Source organism: Variovorax xiamenensis (assembly GCF_050916385.1).
In the GTDB taxonomy this organism is placed as follows: Bacteria; Pseudomonadota; Gammaproteobacteria; order Burkholderiales; family Burkholderiaceae_C; genus Variovorax.
Genome location: NZ_CP139038.1, coordinates 728,657 through 751,008, shown reverse-complemented (window position 1 = coordinate 751,008; position 22,352 = coordinate 728,657). Strand labels below are relative to the sequence as shown.

Below are 22,352 nucleotides of genomic sequence, written 5' to 3'. Positions count from 1 at the left end.
GAAACCGCCCCCGCCCCTTACATGCGGAAGTGCTCGCCCAGGTACACCCTGCGTACCTCGGCGTTGTCGACGATCTCCGAAGGCGTGCCTTGTGCCAGCACGTGCCCGTCGCTGATGATGAAGGCGTGGTCGCAGATGCCCAGCGTCTCGCGCACGTTGTGGTCGGTGATGAGCACGCCGATGCCGCGCTCCTTCAGGAAGCTGATGATCCGCTGGATCTCGATCACCGCGATGGGGTCGATGCCGGCGAAGGGCTCGTCCAGCAGGATGAAGCGCGGCTGCGTGGCCAGCGCGCGCGCGATCTCGACGCGGCGGCGCTCGCCGCCCGACAGCGCCAGCGCAGGCGAATCGCGCAGGTGGTCGACGCGCAGGTCGGCCAGCAGGTCGGTCAGGCGCTCCTCGATGTGCTCCTTCGACAGGGCCACCATCTTGCCGTTCGCGTCGGGCTCGCTCTGGAGCTCGAGCACGGCGCGCACGTTTTCCTCGACCGTGAGCTTGCGGAAGATCGAGGCTTCCTGCGGCAGGTAGCTCAGGCCCATGCGGGCGCGGCGGTGGATCGGCATGTGGGCGATCGGCTCGCCGTCGATGGTGATGTCGCCGGCGTCGGCGCGCACCAGGCCCACGATCATGTAGAACGAGGTGGTCTTGCCGGCGCCGTTCGGCCCGAGCAGCCCGACGACTTCGCCCTTCTGCACGTCGAGCGAGACGTCCTTGACGACCGTGCGGCTGCCGTAGCTCTTCTTCAGGCCGCGCGCGACCAGGCGGCTGCCCGGTGCGCCGTTGGCGTCCTGCGTTCCTGCGGATTCGATCACTTGCGCGTGTCTCCCTGGTCACTGCCGAGCGTGGTGCTCTGGCGCAGGCCCTTGCCGGGCGCCGGGGTGGGAGCCGGCGGCGGTGCCTTCGCACCGGCCGGGGCCGAGGCGCCGGCAGCCGGGGCGGTGGCGGCCTTGGGGGTGAGGATGGTCCTGACGCGTCCGCCCGGGGCCGAGGCGTTCACGGCGGTGTTCGGCGGCACGGTGGAACCGTTGACGGTGTAGGTGTCATTGCTCTGGTCGTAGACGATCAGCGCGCCCTGGCTCTCGTCGTTCGGGGTGGCGCCCAGCAGCCGGCGCATGGTCGCGTTGCGGATGAACTTGACGTTGTCGGCGCGGCTGTCGTACTCGATGACTTCCGACTCGCCCTCGATCCACTCGTCGGGCGCATTGCGCTTCTGCTTGTAGTAGGCCCGCTTGCCCGGTGCCGCGGTGACCACGCCGTACTGGTAGCCCTCGGCGTCCTGGCGCACATCCAGCCGCGCGCCGCGGATGATGATCGTGCCCTTTGTCACCAAAACGTTGCCGGTGAACACGCTGGTCTGCTTCAGGTCGTCGTAGCGCATCGAGTCCGACTCGATGTTCATCGGCTTGGAGCGGTCGGCGGTCTCGGCCACGGCTCCCGAGGCCAGGCCTGCCAGCAGCAGCGCGCCGGCGGCCAGGCGGCCGATGCGACGCAGGAAGGGGGTGGTGGGGTAGGAGTGCAATGTCATAGAGGCACGAAACTTGCTGAGCATTGTATGCGGCTGAGTGCTTCTGCCCCGCACGCACAGATGAAAAAGCCCGCCGAAGCGGGCTTGACTTTCCTTCTGGCTTTCTACCAGAAACACCGCGCAACAGCGCGGCACGGCTCGGGTTTTCCGGGCTCAGCCCTTCTTCGCCTCGCCGATCAGATAGTTCACGACCTGAAGTACTTTGGTCATGTTGCCGGCGGTCTCGCCATCCACGTACCAGCGCCCGGCCACGGCCATCGCCGGCACGCCGGCCACCTTGTAGGCATCGGTCATCTGCGAGGCGCGCTTGGCCTTGCTGGCCACGCCGAACGAGGTGAAGGTTTCCTTGAACTTGGTGGCGTCCAGGCCGTTGGCGGTGGCCCAGGCAATGATGTTGGCGTCGCCGTTCACGTTCTGGCGCTGCGCGTGGATCGCGTTGAACACCTTGGGCTGGAACTCGTCGACCTTGCCCATGGCTTCGAGCGTGTAGTACAGGCGCTGCTTGGCCTCGACGTCGTTGCCCACGAATGGAACGGGAATGCGGCGGAAGGCGACTTCCTTGGGCACCGTCTTGAGCCAGGCTTCCAGCGTCGGCTCGAAGTCGTTGCAGTGCGGGCAGTTGTACGAGAAGAACTCGACCACCTCGACCTTGCCGGCGGGCGCGTCGACGGGAACGCGCTTGTCGAGCACCAGGTACTCGGAACCGGCCTTGGGCACACGCGCCTGGGCATGGGCCGTGGTGACACCCAGGGACATCAGCCCGAGCGAAGTGGCGGCCAGCGAAAAGTCACGACGTTTCATTGAAAGGGTTCTCCAGTTGGTACGGCAGACTGAGCCGGCGCGCCGCGGGGAGTTCCACTCCCCTGTTCAACTGGCGCGCCCGAGGCGATGAATGGTGGCGGCAAACGCCGCGCGGCGAAGCTTAGGGGCTATTCGTGTCGGCTGCCCGCCGGATCAGCGCTGCACGCGGACCAGCGCCGAATCCATGCCGCCGCCGTCCAGCCGTTCCTTCAGGCGGTCGGCGTCGTCCTTCTTGTTGAAGGGGCCGGCGCGCACGCGGTAGACGGTGCGACCCGCCTGCTCGCGCTCGGTGACCTTGGCCTCGACGCCCATCAGCGACAGCTTGGCGCGCTGCGCCTCGGCGTCCTCGGTGGTGCGGAAGGCGCCGGCCTGCACGAAATACATGAACGGATCGGGGCCGGAGCTGCTGCCTGCGTTGCCGCTGCTGCTGCTCGGCGCGGCCGACGCGGTGGTCGTGCTGCCGGAGCCGGAGACGCTGCCCGATCGGGCCCGGGCCAGGTCGCCCAGCGGATCGTTCGACGACGGCAGGGCGTTGGCCTCGGCCGGCACCGGCGCGGTGCGCGGCTTGGGCGCCACCACCACAGGCACCGGGGGCGCAGTGTTGGGCGAAGCGGTGGCTGGGGCCGCGGCGGTGTTGCCGGTGGCCGGCTCGCCGGTGACGGGGTTGACCGGACCGGTCGGGGCAGCCGGCGCGGCCGGCTTGGGAGCACCCGCCTTGCCGGCCAGCGGCGCGTTCGGGTCCCAGTCGCGGTTCTTGCGGGCCTCGGCCTCGTCCTGCTCGGCGCCGCCGCGCTGCGTCTTGGTCACGAACGGGATCGGCACCTTGGTCACGTAGACCGCGATGCCCAGCGCGACGCCCAGGCCGAGCACCAGCCCGATGATCAGGCCGATGACGATGTTGCCGCGTTGACTTCTTGTCTTCTTCATGGTGAGGGAGTTCACATCTTGCTCGGCGCACTGACGCCGAGAATCGCGAGGCCATTGTGCAGCACCTGCGCGGTCGCGGCGACCAGCGCCAGGCGGGCCAGCTTGACCTTTTCGTCGTCGACCAGGATGCGCTCGGCGTCGTAGTAGCTGTGGTAGCTGGCTGCCAGTTCACGCAGGTAGAAGGTGACGTCGTGCGGGGCGAAGTCCTTCGACGCGGCGGTCAGCATGGCCGGGTACTTGGCCAGCAGCAGCATCAGCGCCTGGGCGGCCGGGCTCTCCAGCGGCGACAGGTCGGCGTCCTTGAGCGCGGCGGCGTCGCCGCCCCAGCCGGCCAGCACCGAGCAGATGCGCGCATGCGCGTACTGCACGTAGTAGACCGGGTTGTCGTTGTTCTTCGTCACCGCGAGGTCGACGTCGAAGGTGTACTCGGTGTCGGGCTTGCGGCTCAGCAGGAAGAAGCGCACCGCGTCGGTGCTGGTCCACTCGATCAGGTCGCGCAGCGTGACGTAGCTGCCGGCGCGCTTGCTGATCTTGACCTCCTCGCCGCCCTTCATCACGCGCACCATGGTGTGCAGCACGTAGTCGGGGTAGCCCTCGGGGATGCCCTCGCCGACCGCCTGCAGGCCGGCGCGCACTCGGGCGATGGTGCCGTGGTGGTCGGTGCCCTGGATGTTGATGACCTTGTGGAAGCCGCGCTCCCACTTGGCGATGTGATACGCGACGTCGGGCACGAAATACGTGTACGTGCCGTCCTGCTTCTTCATCACGCGGTCCTTGTCGTCGCCGTAGTCGGTCGACTTCAGCCACAGCGCGCCGTCCTGCTCGTAGGTCTTGCCGGCGGCCACGAGCTTGCGCACTGCGTCCTCGACACGGCCGCTGGTGTAGAGGCTGGACTCCAGGTAGTACTGGTCGAAACGCACGCGGAAGGCCTGCAGGTCCAGGTCCTGCTCGCGGCGCAGGTAGGCCACGGCGAACTCGCGGATGGCGTCGATGTCCTCGATGTCGCCGCTGGCGGTGACTTCGCGGTCTTCCGACTTGACGGTCTTCTTCGCCTTGAAGTCGGCCGCGATGTCGGCGATGTAGTCGCCGTTGTATGCAGGCGCCTTCTCGCCGCTGGGCCACTCGGCGTCGCCGGGCTTGAAGCCGCGCGCGCGCAGCTGCGTGCTGTTGGCCAGCGTCTGGATCTGCACGCCGGCGTCGTTGTAGTAGTACTCGCGCCAGACGCTCTCGCCCTGCGAGGCGCGCAGGTTGCAGATGGCGTCGCCGAGCGCGGCCTGGCGGCCGTGGCCCACGTGCAGCGGACCGGTCGGGTTGGCCGAGACGAACTCGACCAGCACCTTCTCGCCGGTGGCCGGCTGTTGGCCGAAAGTATTCCCGGCCGACAGCACCTCGCGCACGATCTGCTGCTTGGCGGCCGTCTTCAGGCGGATGTTGAGAAAGCCGGGCCCGGCGATCTCGATGGCGTCGACCCACTGGGCGAACGCGGGGGTGGCGAGCAGCGCGGCGCTCAATTCCTCGCCCAGTTCGCGGGGCTTGCGCCCCAGCGGCTTGGCGAGCTGCATCGCTGCCGTGCAGGCGAAATCGCCGTGCGCAGCCATCTTGGGCGACTCGAACGCGGCCTTGGAGCCGGCGCCGGGCGAGAGGGATTCGAGCGTGTTCGCGAGCGCCGCGAGCAGCTCCTGTTTGACCAATAGCATCCGGAAATTTTACCGGGGGCAAACCCGGGCGCAGTTGACGATGGTCATCCGATCGTTGACTTGGCCCGTTACGATGGTCGGCCCCGAGGCGGGGAACCTGTCACAACTCAACCTAGCGAGGACATATCACCATGAAGAAGCTCCTTTCCCTGCTTGCACTCGGTGCCTGCCTTTCCTTCGGCGCAGCACAGGCTCAAGACAAGGCCGCCGCACCGGCCGCAGCCCCCGCCGCTGCCGCCCCTGCCGCAGCAGCCCCCGCCGCCGGCGCCAGCTGCGACGCCAAGGCCGTGGACAAGAACGGCAAGGCCCTCGCCGGCGCCGCCAAGGCCAGCTCCATCAAGAAGTGCGAGAAGGAAGCCAAGGCAGCCGCAGGTCCCGCATGCGCGGCCAAGGCCGTGGACAAGAACGGCAAGGCCCTCGCCGGTGCCGCCAAGAACAGCTTCATCAAGAAGTGCACCGCTGACGCAGCCAAGGCCTGAAACGGCACTGCACTGAATTCACAATCGTGAAAAAGGCCCGCATATGCGGGCCTTTTTTTTCCCGTTCCTTCCCCTTGGCCGCCGCCAGCTACTTCAGCGCGCCGAGCAGGTTGTTGAAGTCGTCGGTCCAGGGCCTGTGCCCCGGCTCGATGGCGATCGGCGCCGCGCCCGCCCTTACCGGCTCGCGCGCCAGCGCCTGGGGATCGCGCGCAACCAGAACCCAGTCCGTGCGATTGAGCCAGTCGGACTGCTCCGCCAGGTCGTGCACCAGCACCGCGTGCAAGCCCCGCGCCGCGGCCACCCTGGCGATCACCGGCGCCAGTGCCAGGAAGCGATTGGTCACATGGAAGGCGATCACGCCGTCGGGCCGCATGTGCCGCAGGTAGACGTCCATCGCCTCCAGCGTAAGGAGGTGGACCGGCACCGAATCGCCCGAGAAGGCATCCACCGCGAGCACGTCGAAGCCCTGCGCCGGCTCGCGCTCCAGCGCCAGCCGGGCATCGCCCGAAATGCGCTCGATGCGCGCGGCGCTGTCGCGCAGGAAGCTGAACTCCCTGTCCGCCAGCACGAACACCTGCGGGTTGATCTCGTAGAAGCGATAGACGTCGCCGCTGCGCCCATAGGCCGCGAGCGTGCCGGCCCCCAGCCCGATCAGGCCCACGCGCCTCGGCCCGTCCGGCGCCGCGGCGATGGCGCGGCCGATGCCCGAGGTCTGGCCGTAGTAGGTGGTGAGTTCGCGCCGGCGCGCAGGGTCGACGAACTGCGAGCCGTGTTTGACCGATCCGTGCGCCAGCTGGCGCGTGCTGTCCGAAGGCGGATCTCGCTTCATGTCGTAGACCTGCAGCGCCCCGTAGAAACTGCGCTGCAGGCTGCGCGCGCCCAGGTTGTCGCTGGCGATCTGCCGCAGCAGGAAAAAAGTGCAGCAGGCCGCCAGCGCCACGCAGCCCACCCGCAGCCAGACCCGCTGGCGCAGCACGGCCGCCGCCGCCAGCGCGGTCAGCATCAGGCCGAGCCCCAACTCGTAGTAGGCCGCCAGCACATGCGGCGCGACCAGCCCCACCGTCACCCCGCCAAGCGCCCCGCCGAGCGACAGCATCAGGTAGAAGCGCGTGAGATAGCGCGGCCCCGGCCTGAGCCTGGCAGTCTCGCCGTGCAGGAACATGCACAGCACGAACAACCCCGATACGTACAGCGGCAGCGCGATGCGCACGTTGGCGCCGATGTGATGCTGGAGCCCGAAGGCGCACATCAGCAGCATGACGGCCGCCAGCGGCAGGAACACGCCGCGCCGGTACCAGCGGTCGCTCTCGAAGCACAGCACGAAGGTCAGCAGGTACAGCGACAGCGGCAGCACCCACAGGAAGGGCACCGCGGCGACGTTCTGGGTGATGTGGTTCGTCACAGCCAGCAGCAGCCATGAGGCCAGCGCCGGCAATGCGAGCCACAGGAAGTAGTCGATGACGCGCGGCGGCATGCCCTCCGCGGGCGCGGGCTGCGCCTGCGGGGGCGCTTCCTCGATCCACCGGCGCGCCATGTACAGCGTGGTGCCCGCGCACAGCAGCACGAAGGCGCCGTAGCCCCACGACCATCCGTGCGCCTGCTGCCTCAGCGTGCTGAAGGGCTCGATCAGCACCGGATAGCTCAGCAGCGACAGCAGCGAGGCCAGGTTCGACAGCGAGAAATACCGGTACACCTGCGCGCCCCACGGCGTGCGCGCCACCCACGACTGCACCAGCGGCCCGGTGGTGGAAAGCAGGAAATACGGCAGGCCGATGGTGGCGAACAGCAGGCCCAGGATCCGCCAGGCCGGGTCTTCGGCGCCGGTCGGCTTCCACTGCGCACCGACCACGATCGGCAGGAAGGCCAGGCTCGCGAGCAGCAGCCCCACGTGCAGCACGGCCTGCGCACGCATGCGCAGGTGGCGCGCGACCCAGTCGGAATACGCGTAGCCCGCGAGCAGCACGACCTGGAAGAACACCATGCAGATCGACCACACGGCGGCCGAGCCGCCGAACCACGGAAGGATCTGCTTCGCGATCAGCGGCTGGACCAGGAACAGCAGGAACGCGCTGCTGAAGATCGTTCCGGCAAACAGGAGCTGGATGCCGGCGCGCCCCATGCCGCGCCTACTTGCCGAAGCCCCGTGCCAGGAACACCGCCACCAGCGGGATCAGCGCGATCAGGTGCGCCTGGATCATCACCAGCTTGCGCGTCTTGACGATCTCGGCCTCGGGCGGCAGCTTGCCGGTGGCGCGCAGCGTCTTGCGCCAGCGGAAATACGTGAGCGTCGGAAAGATCGACACCACGCCCACGATGATGAAGAGCCCCAGCTTCACGTGCAGCAGCGGGTTGGTCCAGTACCAGGCCGTGCCCTTCACGCCCCACCAGGTGCGCGCGATGCCGGTGGCGAGCACCGCGATGGCGGCGATGCCGTAGACCATGTCGACCCTGGCCAGCCGCTCGACCACCGCCGCGTTGAGCCACTGCACGCGGCACAGCGCCGCTTCGCTGGAAATGAACACAACCATCGTCAGGATGGCGAGCAAGTGCAGGTACGCGAGGATGGCTTCGAGCGTCATCGATGGCTTTCTTCTCTGTGGGGTTGCAAATGCAAACAGATTGTGACGCCGCTGATGCGACTCAGGCCCTTCCTCCCCAGAATTCCGGATTCCCGTACTGCTCCTTGAGGAAATCAAGCCACAGTCGCACCCGCAGCGGCATGTGCTTGGCGCCCGCGAACACCGCGTAGATGCCGTTGGGCGGCGCGGCGAACTCGTCGAGCAGCGGCACGAGCAGGCCGGCGTCGATCTCGGCCTCGACCTCCCAGGTGCTGCGCCAGGCGATGCCGTGGCCGGCGAGGCACCAGTCGTGCAGCACCTGGCCGTCGGAGCAGTCGAGCGGGCCGCTCGGTCGCAGGTGGATCAGTTCCTGGTTGCCTTCCTCGTTGACGACGCGAAAGGCCCAGCCGCGCGTCTGCGAGGCGTCGCTCGACAGCGTGAGGCAGGCGAAGCGCGAGAGCTCGCCCGGATGCTTCGGCTTGCCGTGGCGGCGCACGAACTCCGGCGTGGCGACGCAGCGGCGGCGGTTGTCGGCCAAGCGCACGCTCACCAGCGAAGAATCGGGCAGGTCGCCCACGCGCACCGCGCAGTCGAAGCTCTCGCCGGTGACGTCGACCACGCGGTCGCTGAGGTTCAGCGAAATGGTCACTTCGGGGTGCAACGCATGGAAGCGCGGCACCAGCGGCGCGACGTGGCGGCGGCCGAAGCCGGCGGGCGCCGTCACGCGCAGGTGGCCGCTGGCCTTGAGGCCGCCGGCGCTCACGCTAGCCTCGGCATTGGCGAACTCGGCCAGCAGGCGCTGGCAGTCCTCGAGGAAGGAGCTGCCTTCGTTCGTGAGCGTGATGCGGCGCGTGGTGCGCACCAGCAGCTTGACGCCCAGGCGCTCTTCCAGCGCATCGAGCCGGCGCCCCATGATCGCGGGTGCCACGCCCTCGGCCTTGGCCGCGGCGGTGAGGCTGCCGCGGGTCGCGACCGAGACGAAGGATTCGAGTTGCTTCAGGCGGTCCATGGGGCGGGAACTATATCGCCCGCCGCCTGGAGGGCGCCTCCCTATTCGGGCCGGACGCCCGCCTCGCGCACCGCCGCGCCCCAGCGCGCATGCTCGGCCTTGATGTACTGCGCCGCCTGCTCCGGCGTGCCGCCCACGGGCGTGCTGCCTTCGGCCAGCAGCTGCGAGATGGTCGCGGGCTTGGCCAGCGCCTTGTCGACGGCGGCGCCGAGCTTCTTCACGATGTCGGGGCTGGTGCCGGCCGGCGCGACGAGCGCCTTCCAGTCCACCGCCTCGAAGCCCTTGTAGCTTTCAGCGACGGTGGGCACGTCGGGCATCACCGGCAGGCGCTTGGCCGAGGTGACGGCCAGCGCACGCAGGCGGCCGCCCTTCACCATCGAGAGCGCGCCCTGCGGCGTGGCGAACATGTAGTCGGTCTGGCCGCCGAGCAGGTCGGTGATGGCAGGGGCCGCGCCCTTGTACGGCACGTTGAGCACCGTGAAGCCCGCGCGCTTGGCCAGCACCTCGCCGGCCATGTGGCCCAGCGTGCCGGTGCCCGCGAGGGCCTGCCTGATCTCGCCGGGCTTGGCCTTGGCGGCGGCGACCAGTTCGGCCAGCGACTTGTACGGCGCGTCGGCGCGCACCACCAGCACCACGGGCTGCGAGGCCACGACCGACACCGGCACCAGATCCTTCAATGCGTCGTACGGCATCTTCGGGAACAGCGTCGGGTTGATCGCGAGGTTGGCCGTCTGGCCCAGGCCGATGGTGTAGCCGTCGGGCTTGGCCTTGGCCACCACGTCCATGCCGATGTTGCCGTTGCCGCCCGCGCGGTTGTCGACGATGAAGGTCCACTTGGTGTCGTCGGCGAGCTTCTGCGCGACGAGCCGAGCCACGATGTCGGTGGCGCCGCCGGGCGTGTACGGAACGATGAGCCGCACCGGCTTGTCGGGCCAGGCGGTGTCGGCAAGGGCAGGGGCGGCGTTCAGCCATGCGGCGGCCGCGGCGCACGCCAGAAAGGCACGCCGTGCATTGAAAAACATGAGGTCAGTCTCCGAGGGTGATGTGTCGTGTTTCGAGCGCGGCGATTTCCTCGTCGCTGTAGCCCACTTCTTTCAGCAGCTCGCGGCCGTGCTCGCCCACGCGCGGCGGCTGCAGGCGGATGCCCGGGCGTTCGCCGTCGAGCGTGAACGGCATGAGCGGCACCTTCGCCATGCTGCCGTCGTTCATGCGCACCGGCGCGAGGCCGCCGGTGGCGTTGAGGTGCGGATCGTCGAACAGTTCCTGCGGCCTGGTGATGGGCGCGAAGGGCAGTTCGTTCTTCTCGAACACCGCGGCGAGATCGGCCGCGCTGTGGTTCGCGAGGTGCGAGCGCAGGATGGGCATCATCCATTCGCGCGCCAGCACTCGGTCGTTGTTGGTCTTCAGGCGCGGGTCGGCCAGCATCTCGTCGAGGCCGAAGGCCTTGCAGAAGATGGCCCACTGCTTGTCGCTCACCGCCGCCAGGAAGATCTGCTCGCCGTCCTTCACGGTGAACACGTCGTACACGGCCCAGGCCGAGATGCGGCTGGGCATCGGGTCGGCCGCCTTGCCCGTGGCGGCGAACTGCATCATGTGCTGCGCGACCAGGAACACGTTGTTCTCGAACAGCGCCGACTGCACCTCGCAGCCCTTGCCCGTGATGTCGCGCTGGCGCAGCGCGGCCATCGCGCCGATGGCGCCGAACATGCCGCCCATGATGTCGTTCACGCTGGTGCCCGCGCGCAGCGGGTCGCCCGAGCGGCCGGTCATGTAGGCGAGGCCGCCCATCATCTGCACCACTTCGTCGAGCGCCGTGCGGTGGTCGTAGGGGCCGGGCAGGAAGCCCTTGTGGCTCACGTAGATGAGGTGCGGGTTGAGCTTGCTGAGCGTGTCGTAGTCGAGCCCCAGCTTCTTCATCGTGCCGGGCTTGAAGTTCTCGCTGACGATGTCGGCGGTGGCAATGAGGCGCAGCGCGGCCTCCACGCCCTCGGGCTTCTTCAGGTCGAGCGCAATGCTCTTCTTGTTGCGGTTGAAGGTCGGGAAGAAGCCCGAGCCCGAGCCCAGCAGGCGGCGGGTGTTGTCGCCCTCGATGGGCTCGACCTTGATGACCTCGGCGCCGAGGTCGGCCAGCAGCAGGCCGCAGGTCGGGCCCATGACCATGTGCGTGAACTCGACGACACGGACGCCGGCGTACGGCAGCGGGTTCGACGATGGATTGGCTTCAGACATGAGCGATGTGTTCCTGGACAAAGCCTTTCGGCAGGCCGGCCTCGGGCGTCATGCCGTAGACCGGTTCGCCGGGCAGGCCGGCCATGAGCGGCGCGCGCGCCGCGATGAGTTTCTGGATGTCGATGCCGGTGCGCACGCCCATGGCTTCGAACATGAAGACCAGATCTTCGGTGACTGCGTTGCCCGAGGCACCCGGCGCATACGGGCAGCCGCCGAGTCCGCCGAGCGATGCGTCGAAGGTGCGCACGCCCTCGTCCCAGGCCGCGAGGCAGTTGGCTATGCCGAGGCCGCGCGTGTTGTGCATGTGGGCCGCGCCGGCGTGCCTGCCGATCTCGGCGCGCAGCCGCTTGAAGAGGCGGCGCACCTGCGCGGGGTTGGCGTAGCCCACGGTGTCGGACAGGCCCGATTCGTCGGCACCGGCACCGATGCATTGCGCGGCCAGGCGGATCACGTCGTCCTCGGGCACCAGGCCCTGCAGCGTGCAGCCGAAGGCGGTGGAGATGCCGGCCTCGAGCCTCACCTGCGGCGCGATCTCGCGGCGCAGCTCGGAAATGGCGCGCACCTCCTCGACCATTTCGGTGGGCGTCTTGCGCACGTTGGCCAGCGAATGCGCCACGCTGGCCGACACCGGCATCGTGAGCTTGTGCGCACCGGCCTCGAGCGCGGCCTGCGCGCCCTTGCGGTTGGGCACCAGCGCCATCACCACCAGGCCGGGCAGCGTGACGGCATGGCGCACCACCTCGGCGGCATCGGCCATCTGCGGCAGCAGCTTCGCGGGCACGAAGGAAGCGACCTCGATCTCGCGCACGCCGGCGGCGTAGAGCGCGTCGATCCAGCGCAGCTTGTCGGCGGTGGGCATGGTGGCCTTGACCGACTGCAGGCCGTCGCGCGGACCGACCTCGCTGATAAGGACGTCGGGGGGTGTCATCGAATCCGTCTCCTGTTCTGGAATTGCTTGACTGTTCTGTCTTACAGAACTATATTCCGTTAAACAGAATTAGACCGTCGATCCGCCCCGACTGTCAAGCCGAGCCATTCCCAACTCCTTCCCTTCATGCCCCGCAAAGCCCAGACCGAATCCGTCTCCGACCTCAATGCCGCCCCCGGCGGCGCGGCCGCGGTCGACCGCGCGCTGAGCCTGCTCTCGGCCTTCCAGCCGGGCGACGAGGCGCTGTCGCTCGCGCAATTCGCCGAACGCACGCAGCTCTACAAGAGCACCGTGCTGCGGCTGCTGGCGTCGCTGGAGCACGCGCGACTGATCCGCCGCCAGGACGACGGCCGCTACGCGCTGGGCATGGAGATCGCGCGGCTGCACGGGCTCTACACGGCATCGCAGTCGCTCGACCGCATCGTGCTGCCGGTGCTGCGCGCGCTGGTCGCGACCACCGGCGAGAGCGCGGCGTACCACGTGCGGCAGGCGCAGGGCGACAGCTGGGTGCGGCTGTGCCAGTTCCGCGTCGACTCGTCGCACGTGGTGCGCGACCACGTCCGCGCCGGCGACCTGCTGCCCAACGATCGCGGCGCGGGCGCGCGCGTGCTGATCGCCTTCGGCCCTGAAGCCGAACTGCCGCGCGGCGCGAAGGAACGCAAGCTCTACGACACCATCCGCACGCAGGGCTGGTGCGCGCTGGTGGGCGACCGTACGGCCGAGCTGGCCGGCATCTCGGCGCCGGTGTTCCATGCCGACGGCAGCCTGGCGGCGGCCGTCACGCTGACGATGCCCACGCACCGCTACGACGAGCGCTACATCGAGCCCGTGCGCGCCGCGGCGAAGGAACTCAGCGGGCAGGTCTGAGGCAGCGGGTCAGGACTCGGCCTTGAAGCCCGAGTTCTTGATCGGCATTTCCCAGCGCTTCAGGTGCGCGGCTTGAATGGCCGCCAGTTCGGCCGGCCCGGCATGCGCGGGCAAAAGCCCCAGCGCGTAGATCTTTTCCTGCACGTCGGGCATGCGCAGCGCCTCGGCCACGGCCTTGTCGATGCGCGCGACGAGTTCCGGCGACATCCCCGGCGGCCCGTACAGCCCGAAGAAGGCATCGGCCGTCACGTTGATGCCCGCCTCCTTCAGCGTGGGCACCTCGGGCAGCGCGCGGCTGCGCTGCTCGCCCGTCACCGCGAGGATGCGGACCTTGCCGGCGCGATGGTGCTCGATGGTCTCCGAGGCGGTGTCGACCATCAGCGGCACCTGCCCGCCGATCAGGTCCTGCGCCGCCGGCGCGCCGCCGCGATAGGCCACGTGCGTCATCGGCACGCCGGAGGCCTGCGCGATCAGCTGTCCCGCGAAATGCGGCACCGTGCCCGCCCCCGAGGTGGCGTAGTTCGCCTTGGCGGGGGTGGCCTTCATCCACGCGAGCACCGCCTTCAGGTCGCCGGGCGGCGCGCCCGGGCCGGCGGTGACTGCGAAGTCGAAGGTGCTGCCGAGCGCGATCGGCGTGAAGTCCTTCGCCGGGTCGTAGCCGAGGTTCGGGTACAGCCACGGGTGGATCACCATCGCGCCGCTGGGCGAGAAGGCCAGCGTGTGGCCGTCGGGCGCCGAACGCTTGAGTTCGCCCATCGCGAGCCGGCCCGCCGCGCCGGGCTTGTTGTCGATGATGACGTTCTGCCCGAGCGACACGCGCATCTTGTCGGCCAGCAGGCGCGCCACCACGTCCACCGAACCGCCCGGGGGAAAGCCGACCAGTATCCGTACCGTGCGGTCCTGCTGCGCGAAGGCCAGCGGCGCGGCGGCCGTGACGGCAAGGGCGGCAGCGGCCTGCGCTGCGAACTGACGGCGTTTCATGGTCTTGTCTCCTCGTGGCGTTGTGGAAATGTCGGACCCGCCGGGTTCATCCCGGCCTTGTTCGCTCGGCTCAGCGCAAGGCGGCCAGGACCGCGCGGTTCTGCTCGGGCAGGCCGATGCTGACGCGCAGCCACTCCGGCAGGCCATAGGGGCCGAGCAGCGAAACCTCGATGCCGGCAGCCAGCAGGCGCGCATGCACCGCCTGCGCATCGCCGACCCGCACCATCAGGAAGTTGCCGGAAGAAGGAACGTATTCGAGGCCCAGCTCCTTGAAGCCGGCGGCGAGCTGGTCGCGGCCCGCGGTGTTGAGCTCGTAGGTGCGCGCGAGAAATTCCGCGTCGCCCAGCGCGGCCACCGCCGCTGCCTGCGCCGGCGTCGTCACGTTGAAGCGCGGACGCTGCGCGTTCATGCGCGCAGTGAGCGCCGGTTGCGACACGCCGTAGCCGATGCGCAGCCCCGCCAGCCCGAAGGCCTTGGAGAAAGTGCGCGCGACGATCAGGTTGGGCAGGCGCCGCACCCATTCGATGCTGTCGTAGCGCTGCGCTGGCGACAGGTATTCGGTATAGGCCTCGTCCAGCAGCACCGTCACGTGCGCGGGCACCGACTGCAGGAAGGCCAGCAGCGGCGCTGCGTCGATGAAAGTGCCGGTCGGGTTGTTCGGGTTGGCGACGAACACCAGCTTCGTGTCGTCGCCGATGGCGGCGCGCATCGCGTCGAGGTCGTGGCCGAAGTCGCGCGATGGCACGACGGTTGCGTGCGCATGGGCATGCGCCGTGGCCTGCGCGTAGACGATAAAACCGTACTGCGAATAGACGACACCCTCGCCCGGCTTCAGGCTCACCTGCGCCGCCAGTTCGAGGATCTCGCTCGATCCGCTGCCCAGCGTGAGCCAGTCGGCCGGCACGTCGAGCCGGGCGGCCAGCGCGTTCTTCAGCGCCGTGCCGTTGCTGTCGGGGTAGTTACCGGCGCCCGCGAGCGCTTCGGCGGCCGCGCGGCGGGCCGATTCGGGCATGCCGAGGGGGTTTTCGTTGGAGGCCAGGAGGATCATGGAACGGGCGTGCTGGAAGAGCCGATTTATTTAAGAAGTTAAATATATCCGGCGCTTGCAGCCTTCTTATCAGTGCCTACCCTCTGCACTACGGGCCTCTTGCCATCGATTACCTTCATTTTTGTCACGGATAAATCCCGCTTCCGGCCCTTACTCGCCAGCAAAGTATCGAATAAAGTTCGTCCCAGGATTGCATTTTTCTCAAGGAGAAACCCCACATGACCGCCCGCACCACCGCCCACGGACTCCAGGTCGCGACCGAGCTCCACCGCTTCATCGAGGACAAGGTCCTCCCCGCCAGCGGCGTGGCCAGCGACGTCTTCTGGAAGGGCTTCGACGCCATCGTCAGCGACCTCGCGCCGAAGAACATCGCCCTGCTCGCCGAGCGCGACCGCCTGCAGAGCGAACTCGACGCCTGGCACAAGAAGAACCCCGGCCCCATCGCCGACATGCCGGCGTACCGCGCCTTCCTCGAGAAGATCGGCTACCTGCTGCCCCAGCCCAAGGGTGTGAAGGCCACGACCGCGAACGTCGACTCCGAACTCGCGCTGCAGGCCGGCCCGCAGCTGGTGGTGCCGATCCTGAACGCGCGCTACGCGCTGAACGCTGCCAACGCGCGCTGGGGTTCGCTGTACGACGCGCTGTACGGCACCGACGCGATTCCCGAGACCGGCGGCGCCGAGAAGGGCAAGGGCTACAACCCGGTGCGCGGCGCCAAGGTCATCGAGTTCGCGCGCAACGTGCTCGACCAGGCCGCGCCGCTGCAGAACGGCTCGCACAAGAACGCCACCGGCTACAGCGTGAAGGACGGCAAGCTGGTCGTCGCGCTGCAAAGCAGCAGCACCGGCCTGGCCGACGCCTCGCAGTTCATCGGCTACCAGGGCGACGCCGCCGCGCCGTCGTCGGTGCTGCTCAAGCACAACGGCATCCATCTCGACATCCGCATCGACCGCTCCACGCCCATCGGCAAGAGCGACGCCGCCGGCGTGAGCGACCTGGTGCTCGAAGCCGCGCTCTCGACGATTCTCGACCTGGAAGACTCGGTGGCCGTTGTCGACGCGGCCGACAAGGTGGTCGCGTACTCGAACTGGCTGGGCATCGTGCAAGGCACGCTGACGGAAGAAGTCGCCAAGGGCGGCAAGACCTTCACGCGCGGCCTGAACGCCGACCGCGAATACACCGGCGCCGACGGCAAGCCCGTGAAGCTGCACGGCCGCTCGCTCATGTTCCTGCGCAACGTGGGCCACCTGATGACCAACCCGGCCATCCTGTATGCCGGCGGCAAGGAGATTCCCGAAGGCATCCTCGATGCCGTGGTGACCACCACCATCGCCACCATCGACCTCAAGCGCAAGGGCAACTCGCGCACCGGCAGCATCTACATCGTCAAGCCGAAGATGCACGGCCCGGCCGAAGTGGCCTTCGCCAGCGAGCTGTTCGGCCGCGTCGAGCAGCTGCTGGGCCTGCCGGCCAACACCGTGAAGCTGGGCATCATGGACGAGGAGCGCCGCACCAGCGTGAACCTGAAGGCCTGCATCGCCGAGGCCGCCGCGCGCGTGGCCTTCATCAACACCGGCTTCCTCGACCGCACCGGCGACGAGATGCACACCGCCATGCAGGGCGGTCCGATGATCCGCAAGGGCGACATGAAGTCCAGCGCGTGGATCGGCGCCTACGAGAAGAACAACGTGCTGGTCGGCCTGTCGAGTGGCCTGCGCGGCAAGGCGCAGATCGGCAAGGGCATGTGGGCCATGCCCGACCTGATGGCCGCGATGCTCGAGCAGAAGATCGGCCACCCCAAGGCCGGCGCCAACACCGCCTGGGTGCCCTCGCCCACCGCCGCCACGCTGCACGCGCTGCACTACCACCAGGTCAGCGTGACCGCGGTGCAGCAGGAGCTGGAGAAGATCGACGCCGACGCCGAGCGCGACAACATCCTCAACGCGCTGCTGCAGGTGCCGATCGCGGCCGAAGCCAAGTGGACCGCCGAAGAGCGCCAGCAGGAGATCGACAACAACGTGCAGGGCATCCTCGGCTACGTGGTGCGCTGGATCGACCAGGGCGTGGGCTGCTCGAAGGTGCCCGACATCCACAACGTCGGCCTGATGGAAGACCGCGCCACGCTGCGCATCTCCAGCCAGCACATCGCCAACTGGCTGCTGCACGGCGTGGTGACCAAGGCGCAGGTCGACGAGACCTTCCAGCGCATGGCCAAGGTGGTCGACGAGCAGAACGCGGGCGACCCGCTGTACCAGCCGATGGCCGGCAACTTCGCGACCTCGGCCGCCTACAAGGCTGCGCAGGACCTGGTGTTCAAGGGCATCGAGCAGCCCAGCGGCTACACCGAGCCGCTGCTGCACGCATGGCGCCTGAAGGTGAAGGGCGAGGCCTGATCGCCTCCGCAGGCCCGGCACCGCGCCGGGCTTGAAGCATGCAAGAAGAACGGCGCCCTCGGGCGCCGTTCTGCATGATGGGCGGCATGCCGTTAGCATCGACGGGGTTCTCCCTCCGCTTCCCGCCCCTCCCCTTCCGATGAACACGAACGCGGCATCGCCGCCTCCGCCGCGCTGGTCCTCTTCCGCGGCCGCCATGCTCGTGGCACTGGCCACCGCCTTCGCACTGAGCCAGGCCTTCCGCACCGTCGGCGCCATGATGGCCACGCCGCTCGCCGGCCACTTCGGCCTCACGCCGCAGCAGCTCGGCACCTGGGCGGGCACCTTCCACTTCATGTTCGGGATCATGCAGCTCGCGATGGGCGTGTCGATCGACATGTTCGGCGTGCGCCGCACGGTACTGACCGCTTTTCCGCTGGCCATCGCGGGCGCGGTGCTGTGCGCGATGGCGCCCAACTTCCACGCCCTGCTGCTGGGGCAGGCGCTGATCGGCGTGGGATGCGCGCCGGCCTTCCTGGCCTGCACGGTGTTCATCGCGCGGCACTTCGATGCTTCGCGCTTCACCGCGATGTCGGGCCTGGTGATGAGCCTCGCCGGCATGGGCATCCTGTTCACGGGCACGCCGCTGGCACTGCTGATCGAGGCTTCGTCGTGGCGTGTGGGTTATGCGGTGCTGGCGGCGTTCGCGGTGCTTTCGTGGGCGCTCATCTTCTGGCGCGTGCGCGAACCGGCACGCGCGGCCGCAGCGGATCTCGGCACGCAGACCGGCGAGCGCCAGTCGCTGCGCAAGGCCGTGCGCGAACTGCTGCCGCTGTTCGCCATGCCCCACACGCTGGGGCTCTTGTGCTTCGCCTGCGTGTCGTACGCCGCCTTCATCACGCTGCGCGGCCTGTGGCTCGGCCCGGTGCTGCACGACCGCCACGGCCTCTCGCTGGTGGCGAGCGGCAACGTCGCGCTGGTGATGACGGTCGCCGGCATGATCAGCCCCACGCTCTTCGGCCGCATGGACCCGGGAGGCGCGCGGCGCACGCGCTGGATGATGGGCTGCGCGCTCGCCGGCACGCTGATGTTCGGGGCGATGGCGCTGACGCACTCGCGTGCGGTCGACATCGGCCTGCCGATCGTCTACGGCCTGCTCTCCGGCTACAGCGTGCTGCAGTACGCGTACACCAAGAACGCCTACCCGGCCGCCATGACGGGCCGCGCGATGGCGCTGATGAACATGGCGATGTTCCTCGGCGTCTCGCTGATGCAGTGGACCACCGGCGTGGCCGCGTCGTGGGCTGTGGCGAATGGCGTCGAGCCGTTCCGCGCGGTGTTCCTCACCGTCGCGGGCATGCTGGCCGCCGGCACCACGGCGTTCTTCCTGCTGCCGCGCGCACCCGCGCGGGCAGCTGCGCAGCTCAGCGCTTGATCGCCAGCATCAGCACGCCGCCGGCGATCATCGCGACACCGGCCCATTCGCGGCCGGAGGGGCGCTCGCCGAGGAACATCACCGCGAAGAGCACCACCAGCACCACGCTGAGCTTGTCCACCGGCGCCACCTGCGAGGCATTGCCCATCTTCAGCGCGCGGAAGTAGCAGACCCACGACGCGCCCGTCGCGAGCCCCGAGAGAACAAGAAAGAGCCAGGTGCGCGGCGACAGCTGCAGCGGGTTCGTCCACTTGCCGGTGGCATTCACGAAGACCAGGAGCACAGCGAAGATCACCACGGTGCGCACCAGCGTGGCCATGTCGGAATCGACGCCGGCCAGGCCGAGCTTGGCGAGGATGGCCGTCAACGCTGCGAAGACGGCCGACAGGACGGCCCAGAGGAACCAGTTGGAGGCGGTGAGATTCATGGTGCTTTCTTTCATCGACGACGACGCGGGCGTCTCCATCATGCGCGATGCGCCCTTGTCTCTACCTGACGAGCGGCATCAGGTTTCTTCACCCAGCCTCGCCCGGATCTCCTTGCGGCTCAACTGGCGCTTGGTCGCGGCATAGACATCCGGTCGTCCGTACATGGCTTGGTTGCTCGATACGCCGAACTCCGGCCGGCCCCATGTACAGGTGGTCTTGACGAAACAGCGCCGCAGCACGTCGAAGCGTTTGTCCCAGACGCCCGGAGCCTTCATCGGCGGCGTGGGCGCCAGCGTGATCTCGTACCAGTAGCCGTCCACGCGGTGCCATTGCGTGAGGTCGTCGATCACGATGAAGGACGCGTGCGTCTTCTTGCCGCTCCGCTCATCGCTTTCGCCGCGAGCCCATCGCCGGGCCTGGGCGAGACGCCGGTTGGGCAGCAGGATGCCGGTGACCGGATGCACGAACAGCTCGACATGCGAAGCCTGATTCAACGGCGCGCGACTGCCGTCGTTCCACCAGCGTGACCGTACCCACACTTCGCCATCGCGCAGCACCGCTGCGCGTTCGACGAAGTCGTCGATGTGTTCAAAGATGTGCGCCTGCACCGTGCTGCGCTTGTCGATGCCGCTGCACAGCTCCGCATACACCTTGTCCCACGGCCGGTGCACCTGCTTGTGCAGCCAGCGCTTAAGGGGCGAGAGGTTCTCGTTGAGGCCCTTTGGGTATGTGTAGCCATGCGTCATGCCCAGGCGAGAGCCACGCTCCTTGCTGTTGCGCCACTTGCGCCCATCGCCCTGCACGCCGCCACCGCGGCGCGGCCGCTCGACGATGACCTTGTCCATGTCGTCACGCATCGTCGCTCCTCCCCCTGAAGTCGCGCGCTGCCTTCTGCAGCGCCACCTTCTGCGCGCGCCGCTCGGCGCTGTGGGTGCGCAGATGGCGGCCCGCCTTCTGGCTTGCTTCGCGACGTGCCAGCGCGGCCACCACGGGATTGCGAGGTGCCGCATTCGGCACCGAAAAATAGAACCGGCCCAGACGCTTGTCGTCGTCGCGGGCCTTTCGTTGAGCACTCATGTGCACACACTCCGAAAAACAAAAAAGCCCCGGCGAATGGCTGCGCGGGGCCTTTGTCGACTGGCCGCGGGCGGGTGCATGGCATGCACATCCGGCCGGGGCGGTCGGTGTGCGGATCAGGTGTTCAGGTAACGGTTCATTGGATTGATGTGTCGCCAGGGAGGTTGGTCGTCACCGGGCGCGAAGGGAGCAAAGACTGTTGCTGAAAAACGAAGGGCGGATTCTGTCGATCGCGCATGCGATGCGCAAGCACCGCATAAGCGGCTGTGGCGCAAAGCCTACGCGCTTCTTTTCTTGGATTTGGTGAATCCGGTTGCGCGAACGTGGCGTATCCCATTCAAGCGCGTCGCGCCTCCGAGCTGTTGGCGGTTTCCACAGAGAGCCTCGAAAACCAAACCATCCTTCCAGGAGATTTCCATGAAGAAACTCGTGATCGCCGCCAGTGTCTCCGTCCTTCTCGCAGCCTGCGCGGGCGGCATGGGCATGAGTGGCAACAGCAGCAGCGGCATGTCGAACCCGATGGTCGGCGGTGCGCCGATGTACCCCACGAAGGACATCGTCGACAACGCCGTGAATTCGAAGGACCACACCACGCTGGTCGCCGCCGTGAAGGCCGCCGACCTCGTCGGCACGCTGAAGAGCCCCGGCCCCTTCACCGTGTTCGCGCCCACCAACGCGGCCTTCGCCGCATTGCCCGCAGGCACTGTCGACACGCTGCTCAAGCCCGAGAACAAGGCCACGCTGACCAAGGTACTGACCTATCATGTGGTGCCCGGCAAGCTCGATGGCGCGGCGCTCATGAGCGCCATCAACGCAGGCGGCGGCAAGGCCATGCTGAAGACCGCGAGCGGCGGCACGCTCACCGCGACGATGAGCGGCGGCAACGTGATGGTGACCGACGCCAAGGGCGGCACGGCGATGGTGACGATCGCCAACGTCTACCAGTCCAACGGCGTGATCCACGTCGTGAACAAGGTGCTGCTGCCGGGCTGATCCTCAGTCAGCTTTGCCGCGCGGCCTCGGCCTCGTCGCGCAGCCACTGCGCGAACTCCTGCGCGTCGCGGTTGCCCGCGGCGCGCCTGGACATCTCGATGAAGTAGCCGCGATGCGAGGCTGCGCCCTCGCCCAGCGGCGCCACGAGCCGGCCATCGCGCACCAGCTCGCTCAGCAAGGGCAGCCGCCCGATCACCACGCCCTGCCCCGCCACGGCGGCAGACACGGCATCGGCGTACTGCGTGAAGCGCAGCGTGCTCTTCATGCGCAGGTCTTCGAGCCCCATCACCTTGAGCCACGGCTCCCAGTCGGCTGTGGGAGCCTCGCTGTGATCGGGGTACTCGACGGTGAGCAGCGTGAGCTTCGAGAAGTCGGAGAGCTGGCGCAGCGATGCGGCCACCTGCGGCGAGCACAGCGGGATCACCGACTCCTCGAACAGCGCCGGGCCGATGCCACGCCCGATGGGCACGAAGCGCACCGCCAGGTCGATGCGGCTGCTTTCCAGGTCGAGCACGTCGAGCGTCGCCGAAACCCGCACATCAACCTGCGGATGGCTGCCAGTGAAGCGCGCCAGTTTCGGAATAAGCCAGATCGACGCGAAGCCCGGCGTGGTGGTGATCGCCACCTGGCGCGGCGCCGAACTCGCACGCACCCGCGCCGTGGCGTCGCGCAGGCGCTCGAGGCTGTCGGTGACGGCGCGCTGCAGCACACCGCCGGCCTCGGTGAGCGACAGCGCGCGGTGGCGGCGCTCGAACAGCAGCACGCCCAGGCTTGCTTCGAGCTGCTGGATCTGCCGGCTCACGGCCGACTGCGTGAGGTGCAGCTCGGTGGCCGCCAGCGTGAAGCTCAGCCGGCGTGCGGCCGCCTCGAAACTGCGCAGCAGCTCCAGCGGAGGCAACTCGCCGCTCATGGCTCCGGGGGCTTTCGCATTCTCTGGATGCATGCAACGAGTTCCGAATGACCGTGTGCAATGAAGGGAGTGGCTCACTATATTCATT

22 protein-coding genes are annotated in these 22,352 nt (G+C 68.3%); 5 read left to right on the top strand and 17 right to left on the bottom strand.

What is annotated here, in order from left to right; all coding sequences use genetic code 11:
* Positions 1-17: 17 nt before the first annotated feature.
* From lptB to argS, 5 genes are all read right to left on the bottom strand, one after another.
* Entirely contained in the window at positions 18-812 is a 795-nt protein-coding gene (lptB, locus tag SFB74_RS03275) for an LPS export ABC transporter ATP-binding protein (RefSeq protein ID WP_432729231.1), read from the bottom strand.
* Positions 809-1,525 (bottom strand): lipopolysaccharide transport periplasmic protein LptA, encoded by a 717-nt coding sequence (gene lptA / locus SFB74_RS03270; protein ID WP_432729230.1) that lies wholly within the window; start codon positions 1,523-1,525, stop codon positions 809-811. Before lptA ends, lptB begins: the two co-directional genes overlap by 4 nt.
* A gap of 153 nt (positions 1,526-1,678) precedes the next feature.
* Positions 1,679-2,326, bottom strand: a complete 648-nt coding sequence (locus tag SFB74_RS03265) for a thiol:disulfide interchange protein DsbA/DsbL (protein WP_432729229.1) — start codon at positions 2,324-2,326, stop codon at positions 1,679-1,681.
* Positions 2,327-2,479: 153 nt separating this feature from the next.
* Positions 2,480-3,253, bottom strand: coding sequence for an SPOR domain-containing protein (locus SFB74_RS03260; protein WP_432729228.1), 774 nt, complete (start codon positions 3,251-3,253; stop codon positions 2,480-2,482).
* Between the two features lie 11 nt (positions 3,254-3,264).
* Positions 3,265-4,950, bottom strand: a complete 1,686-nt coding sequence (gene argS, locus SFB74_RS03255; RefSeq protein WP_432729227.1) for an arginine--tRNA ligase — start codon at positions 4,948-4,950, stop codon at positions 3,265-3,267.
* Between the two features lie 131 nt (positions 4,951-5,081).
* Here argS and SFB74_RS03250 point away from each other — a divergent pair, with 131 nt between their 5' ends.
* Positions 5,082-5,429 (top strand): hypothetical protein, encoded by a 348-nt coding sequence (locus tag SFB74_RS03250; RefSeq protein ID WP_432729226.1) that lies wholly within the window; start codon positions 5,082-5,084, stop codon positions 5,427-5,429.
* A gap of 88 nt (positions 5,430-5,517) precedes the next feature.
* Here the strand turns inward: SFB74_RS03250 and SFB74_RS03245 are convergent, their stop codons facing one another.
* From SFB74_RS03245 to SFB74_RS03220, 6 genes are all read right to left on the bottom strand, one after another.
* Positions 5,518-7,548, bottom strand: coding sequence for a spermidine synthase (locus tag SFB74_RS03245; protein WP_432729225.1), 2,031 nt, complete (start codon positions 7,546-7,548; stop codon positions 5,518-5,520).
* A gap of 7 nt (positions 7,549-7,555) precedes the next feature.
* Positions 7,556-8,008: a DUF2214 family protein gene (locus SFB74_RS03240; RefSeq protein WP_432729224.1), complete on the bottom strand. Its 453-nt coding sequence runs from the start codon at positions 8,006-8,008 to the stop codon at positions 7,556-7,558.
* A gap of 61 nt (positions 8,009-8,069) precedes the next feature.
* Complete coding sequence (locus SFB74_RS03235; RefSeq protein WP_432729223.1) at positions 8,070-8,996, bottom strand: LysR family transcriptional regulator; 927 nt, start codon at positions 8,994-8,996, stop codon at positions 8,070-8,072.
* A 41-nt stretch (positions 8,997-9,037) separates the two neighbouring features.
* Positions 9,038-10,018 (bottom strand): Bug family tripartite tricarboxylate transporter substrate binding protein, encoded by a 981-nt coding sequence (locus SFB74_RS03230; RefSeq protein WP_432729222.1) that lies wholly within the window; start codon positions 10,016-10,018, stop codon positions 9,038-9,040.
* Positions 10,019-10,022: 4 nt separating this feature from the next.
* Positions 10,023-11,225 carry a CaiB/BaiF CoA transferase family protein gene (locus tag SFB74_RS03225; RefSeq protein WP_432729221.1) on the bottom strand — a complete coding sequence of 401 codons (1,203 nt, stop codon included), beginning with the start codon at positions 11,223-11,225 and terminating at the stop codon, positions 10,023-10,025.
* Positions 11,218-12,153, bottom strand: coding sequence for a hydroxymethylglutaryl-CoA lyase (locus tag SFB74_RS03220; RefSeq protein ID WP_432729220.1), 936 nt, complete (start codon positions 12,151-12,153; stop codon positions 11,218-11,220). Before SFB74_RS03220 ends, SFB74_RS03225 begins: the two co-directional genes overlap by 8 nt.
* Positions 12,154-12,279: 126 nt before the next feature.
* On the opposite strand from SFB74_RS03220, the gene SFB74_RS03215 reads away from it, so the two are divergent.
* Positions 12,280-13,020, top strand: coding sequence for an IclR family transcriptional regulator (locus SFB74_RS03215; protein ID WP_432729219.1), 741 nt, complete (start codon positions 12,280-12,282; stop codon positions 13,018-13,020).
* Positions 13,021-13,029: 9 nt separating this feature from the next.
* Here the strand turns inward: SFB74_RS03215 and SFB74_RS03210 are convergent, their stop codons facing one another.
* Together SFB74_RS03210 and hisC are read right to left on the bottom strand one after the other, a co-directional pair.
* Positions 13,030-14,001 (bottom strand): Bug family tripartite tricarboxylate transporter substrate binding protein, encoded by a 972-nt coding sequence (locus tag SFB74_RS03210; RefSeq protein WP_432729218.1) that lies wholly within the window; start codon positions 13,999-14,001, stop codon positions 13,030-13,032.
* A gap of 70 nt (positions 14,002-14,071) precedes the next feature.
* The gene (gene hisC, locus SFB74_RS03205) at positions 14,072-15,049 is read right to left on the bottom strand and encodes a histidinol-phosphate transaminase (RefSeq protein WP_432729217.1); all 978 of its coding nucleotides are present in this window, start codon (positions 15,047-15,049) and stop codon (positions 14,072-14,074) included.
* Between the two features lie 218 nt (positions 15,050-15,267).
* On the opposite strand from hisC, the gene SFB74_RS03200 reads away from it, so the two are divergent.
* On the top strand, positions 15,268-17,442 hold the full coding sequence (locus SFB74_RS03200) for a malate synthase G (protein ID WP_432729216.1): 2,175 nt from the start codon (positions 15,268-15,270) through the stop codon (positions 17,440-17,442).
* Positions 17,443-17,581: 139 nt separating this feature from the next.
* Positions 17,582-18,856 carry an MFS transporter gene (locus tag SFB74_RS03195; RefSeq protein WP_432729215.1) on the top strand — a complete coding sequence of 425 codons (1,275 nt, stop codon included), beginning with the start codon at positions 17,582-17,584 and terminating at the stop codon, positions 18,854-18,856.
* On the opposite strand, the gene SFB74_RS03190 is transcribed toward SFB74_RS03195, so the two are convergent.
* The 3 genes from SFB74_RS03190 to SFB74_RS03180 all read right to left on the bottom strand — a co-directional run bounded on the left by SFB74_RS03190 (position 18,846) and on the right by SFB74_RS03180 (position 20,361).
* Entirely contained in the window at positions 18,846-19,283 is a 438-nt protein-coding gene (locus SFB74_RS03190) for an EamA family transporter (protein ID WP_093204267.1), read from the bottom strand. The genes SFB74_RS03195 and SFB74_RS03190 overlap by 11 nt on opposite strands.
* A gap of 78 nt (positions 19,284-19,361) precedes the next feature.
* A complete protein-coding gene (locus SFB74_RS03185; protein ID WP_432729214.1) occupies positions 19,362-20,141 on the bottom strand; it encodes a hypothetical protein in 780 nt (259 codons plus the stop codon).
* Positions 20,134-20,361: a hypothetical protein gene (locus tag SFB74_RS03180; protein ID WP_093203900.1), complete on the bottom strand. Its 228-nt coding sequence runs from the start codon at positions 20,359-20,361 to the stop codon at positions 20,134-20,136. Before SFB74_RS03180 ends, SFB74_RS03185 begins: the two co-directional genes overlap by 8 nt.
* A 477-nt stretch (positions 20,362-20,838) precedes the next feature.
* On the opposite strand from SFB74_RS03180, the gene SFB74_RS03175 reads away from it, so the two are divergent.
* The gene (locus SFB74_RS03175; RefSeq protein ID WP_432731866.1) at positions 20,839-21,354 is read left to right on the top strand and encodes a fasciclin domain-containing protein; all 516 of its coding nucleotides are present in this window, start codon (positions 20,839-20,841) and stop codon (positions 21,352-21,354) included.
* A 7-nt stretch (positions 21,355-21,361) separates the two neighbouring features.
* On the opposite strand, the gene SFB74_RS03170 is transcribed toward SFB74_RS03175, so the two are convergent.
* Complete coding sequence (locus SFB74_RS03170; RefSeq protein ID WP_432729213.1) at positions 21,362-22,297, bottom strand: LysR substrate-binding domain-containing protein; 936 nt, start codon at positions 22,295-22,297, stop codon at positions 21,362-21,364.
* Between the last annotated feature and the right edge of the window lie 55 nt (positions 22,298-22,352).

Coding starts and splice junctions, on each gene's coding strand:
- SFB74_RS03175 (WP_432731866.1), top strand. CDS start 20,839: ATGGGCATGAGTGGCAACAGCAGCAGCGGCATGTCGAACCCGATGGTC.
- SFB74_RS03210 (WP_432729218.1), bottom strand. CDS start 14,001: ATGAAACGCCGTCAGTTCGCAGCGCAGGCCGCTGCCGCCCTTGCCGTC.
- SFB74_RS03215 (WP_432729219.1), top strand. CDS start 12,280: ATGCCCCGCAAAGCCCAGACCGAATCCGTCTCCGACCTCAATGCCGCC.
- SFB74_RS03220 (WP_432729220.1), bottom strand. CDS start 12,153: ATGACACCCCCCGACGTCCTTATCAGCGAGGTCGGTCCGCGCGACGGC.
- SFB74_RS03260 (WP_432729228.1), bottom strand. CDS start 3,253: ATGAAGAAGACAAGAAGTCAACGCGGCAACATCGTCATCGGCCTGATC.
- hisC (WP_432729217.1), bottom strand. CDS start 15,049: ATGATCCTCCTGGCCTCCAACGAAAACCCCCTCGGCATGCCCGAATCG.
- SFB74_RS03245 (WP_432729225.1), bottom strand. CDS start 7,548: ATGGGGCGCGCCGGCATCCAGCTCCTGTTTGCCGGAACGATCTTCAGC.
- SFB74_RS03200 (WP_432729216.1), top strand. CDS start 15,268: ATGACCGCCCGCACCACCGCCCACGGACTCCAGGTCGCGACCGAGCTC.
- lptA (WP_432729230.1), bottom strand. CDS start 1,525: ATGACATTGCACTCCTACCCCACCACCCCCTTCCTGCGTCGCATCGGC.
- SFB74_RS03240 (WP_432729224.1), bottom strand. CDS start 8,008: ATGACGCTCGAAGCCATCCTCGCGTACCTGCACTTGCTCGCCATCCTG.
- SFB74_RS03265 (WP_432729229.1), bottom strand. CDS start 2,326: ATGAAACGTCGTGACTTTTCGCTGGCCGCCACTTCGCTCGGGCTGATG.
- SFB74_RS03230 (WP_432729222.1), bottom strand. CDS start 10,018: ATGTTTTTCAATGCACGGCGTGCCTTTCTGGCGTGCGCCGCGGCCGCC.
- SFB74_RS03180 (WP_093203900.1), bottom strand. CDS start 20,361: ATGAGTGCTCAACGAAAGGCCCGCGACGACGACAAGCGTCTGGGCCGG.
- SFB74_RS03185 (WP_432729214.1), bottom strand. CDS start 20,141: ATGCGTGACGACATGGACAAGGTCATCGTCGAGCGGCCGCGCCGCGGT.
- SFB74_RS03225 (WP_432729221.1), bottom strand. CDS start 11,225: ATGTCTGAAGCCAATCCATCGTCGAACCCGCTGCCGTACGCCGGCGTC.
- SFB74_RS03250 (WP_432729226.1), top strand. CDS start 5,082: ATGAAGAAGCTCCTTTCCCTGCTTGCACTCGGTGCCTGCCTTTCCTTC.
- SFB74_RS03235 (WP_432729223.1), bottom strand. CDS start 8,996: ATGGACCGCCTGAAGCAACTCGAATCCTTCGTCTCGGTCGCGACCCGC.
- SFB74_RS03170 (WP_432729213.1), bottom strand. CDS start 22,297: ATGCATCCAGAGAATGCGAAAGCCCCCGGAGCCATGAGCGGCGAGTTG.
- SFB74_RS03190 (WP_093204267.1), bottom strand. CDS start 19,283: ATGAATCTCACCGCCTCCAACTGGTTCCTCTGGGCCGTCCTGTCGGCC.
- argS (WP_432729227.1), bottom strand. CDS start 4,950: ATGCTATTGGTCAAACAGGAGCTGCTCGCGGCGCTCGCGAACACGCTC.
- SFB74_RS03195 (WP_432729215.1), top strand. CDS start 17,582: ATGAACACGAACGCGGCATCGCCGCCTCCGCCGCGCTGGTCCTCTTCC.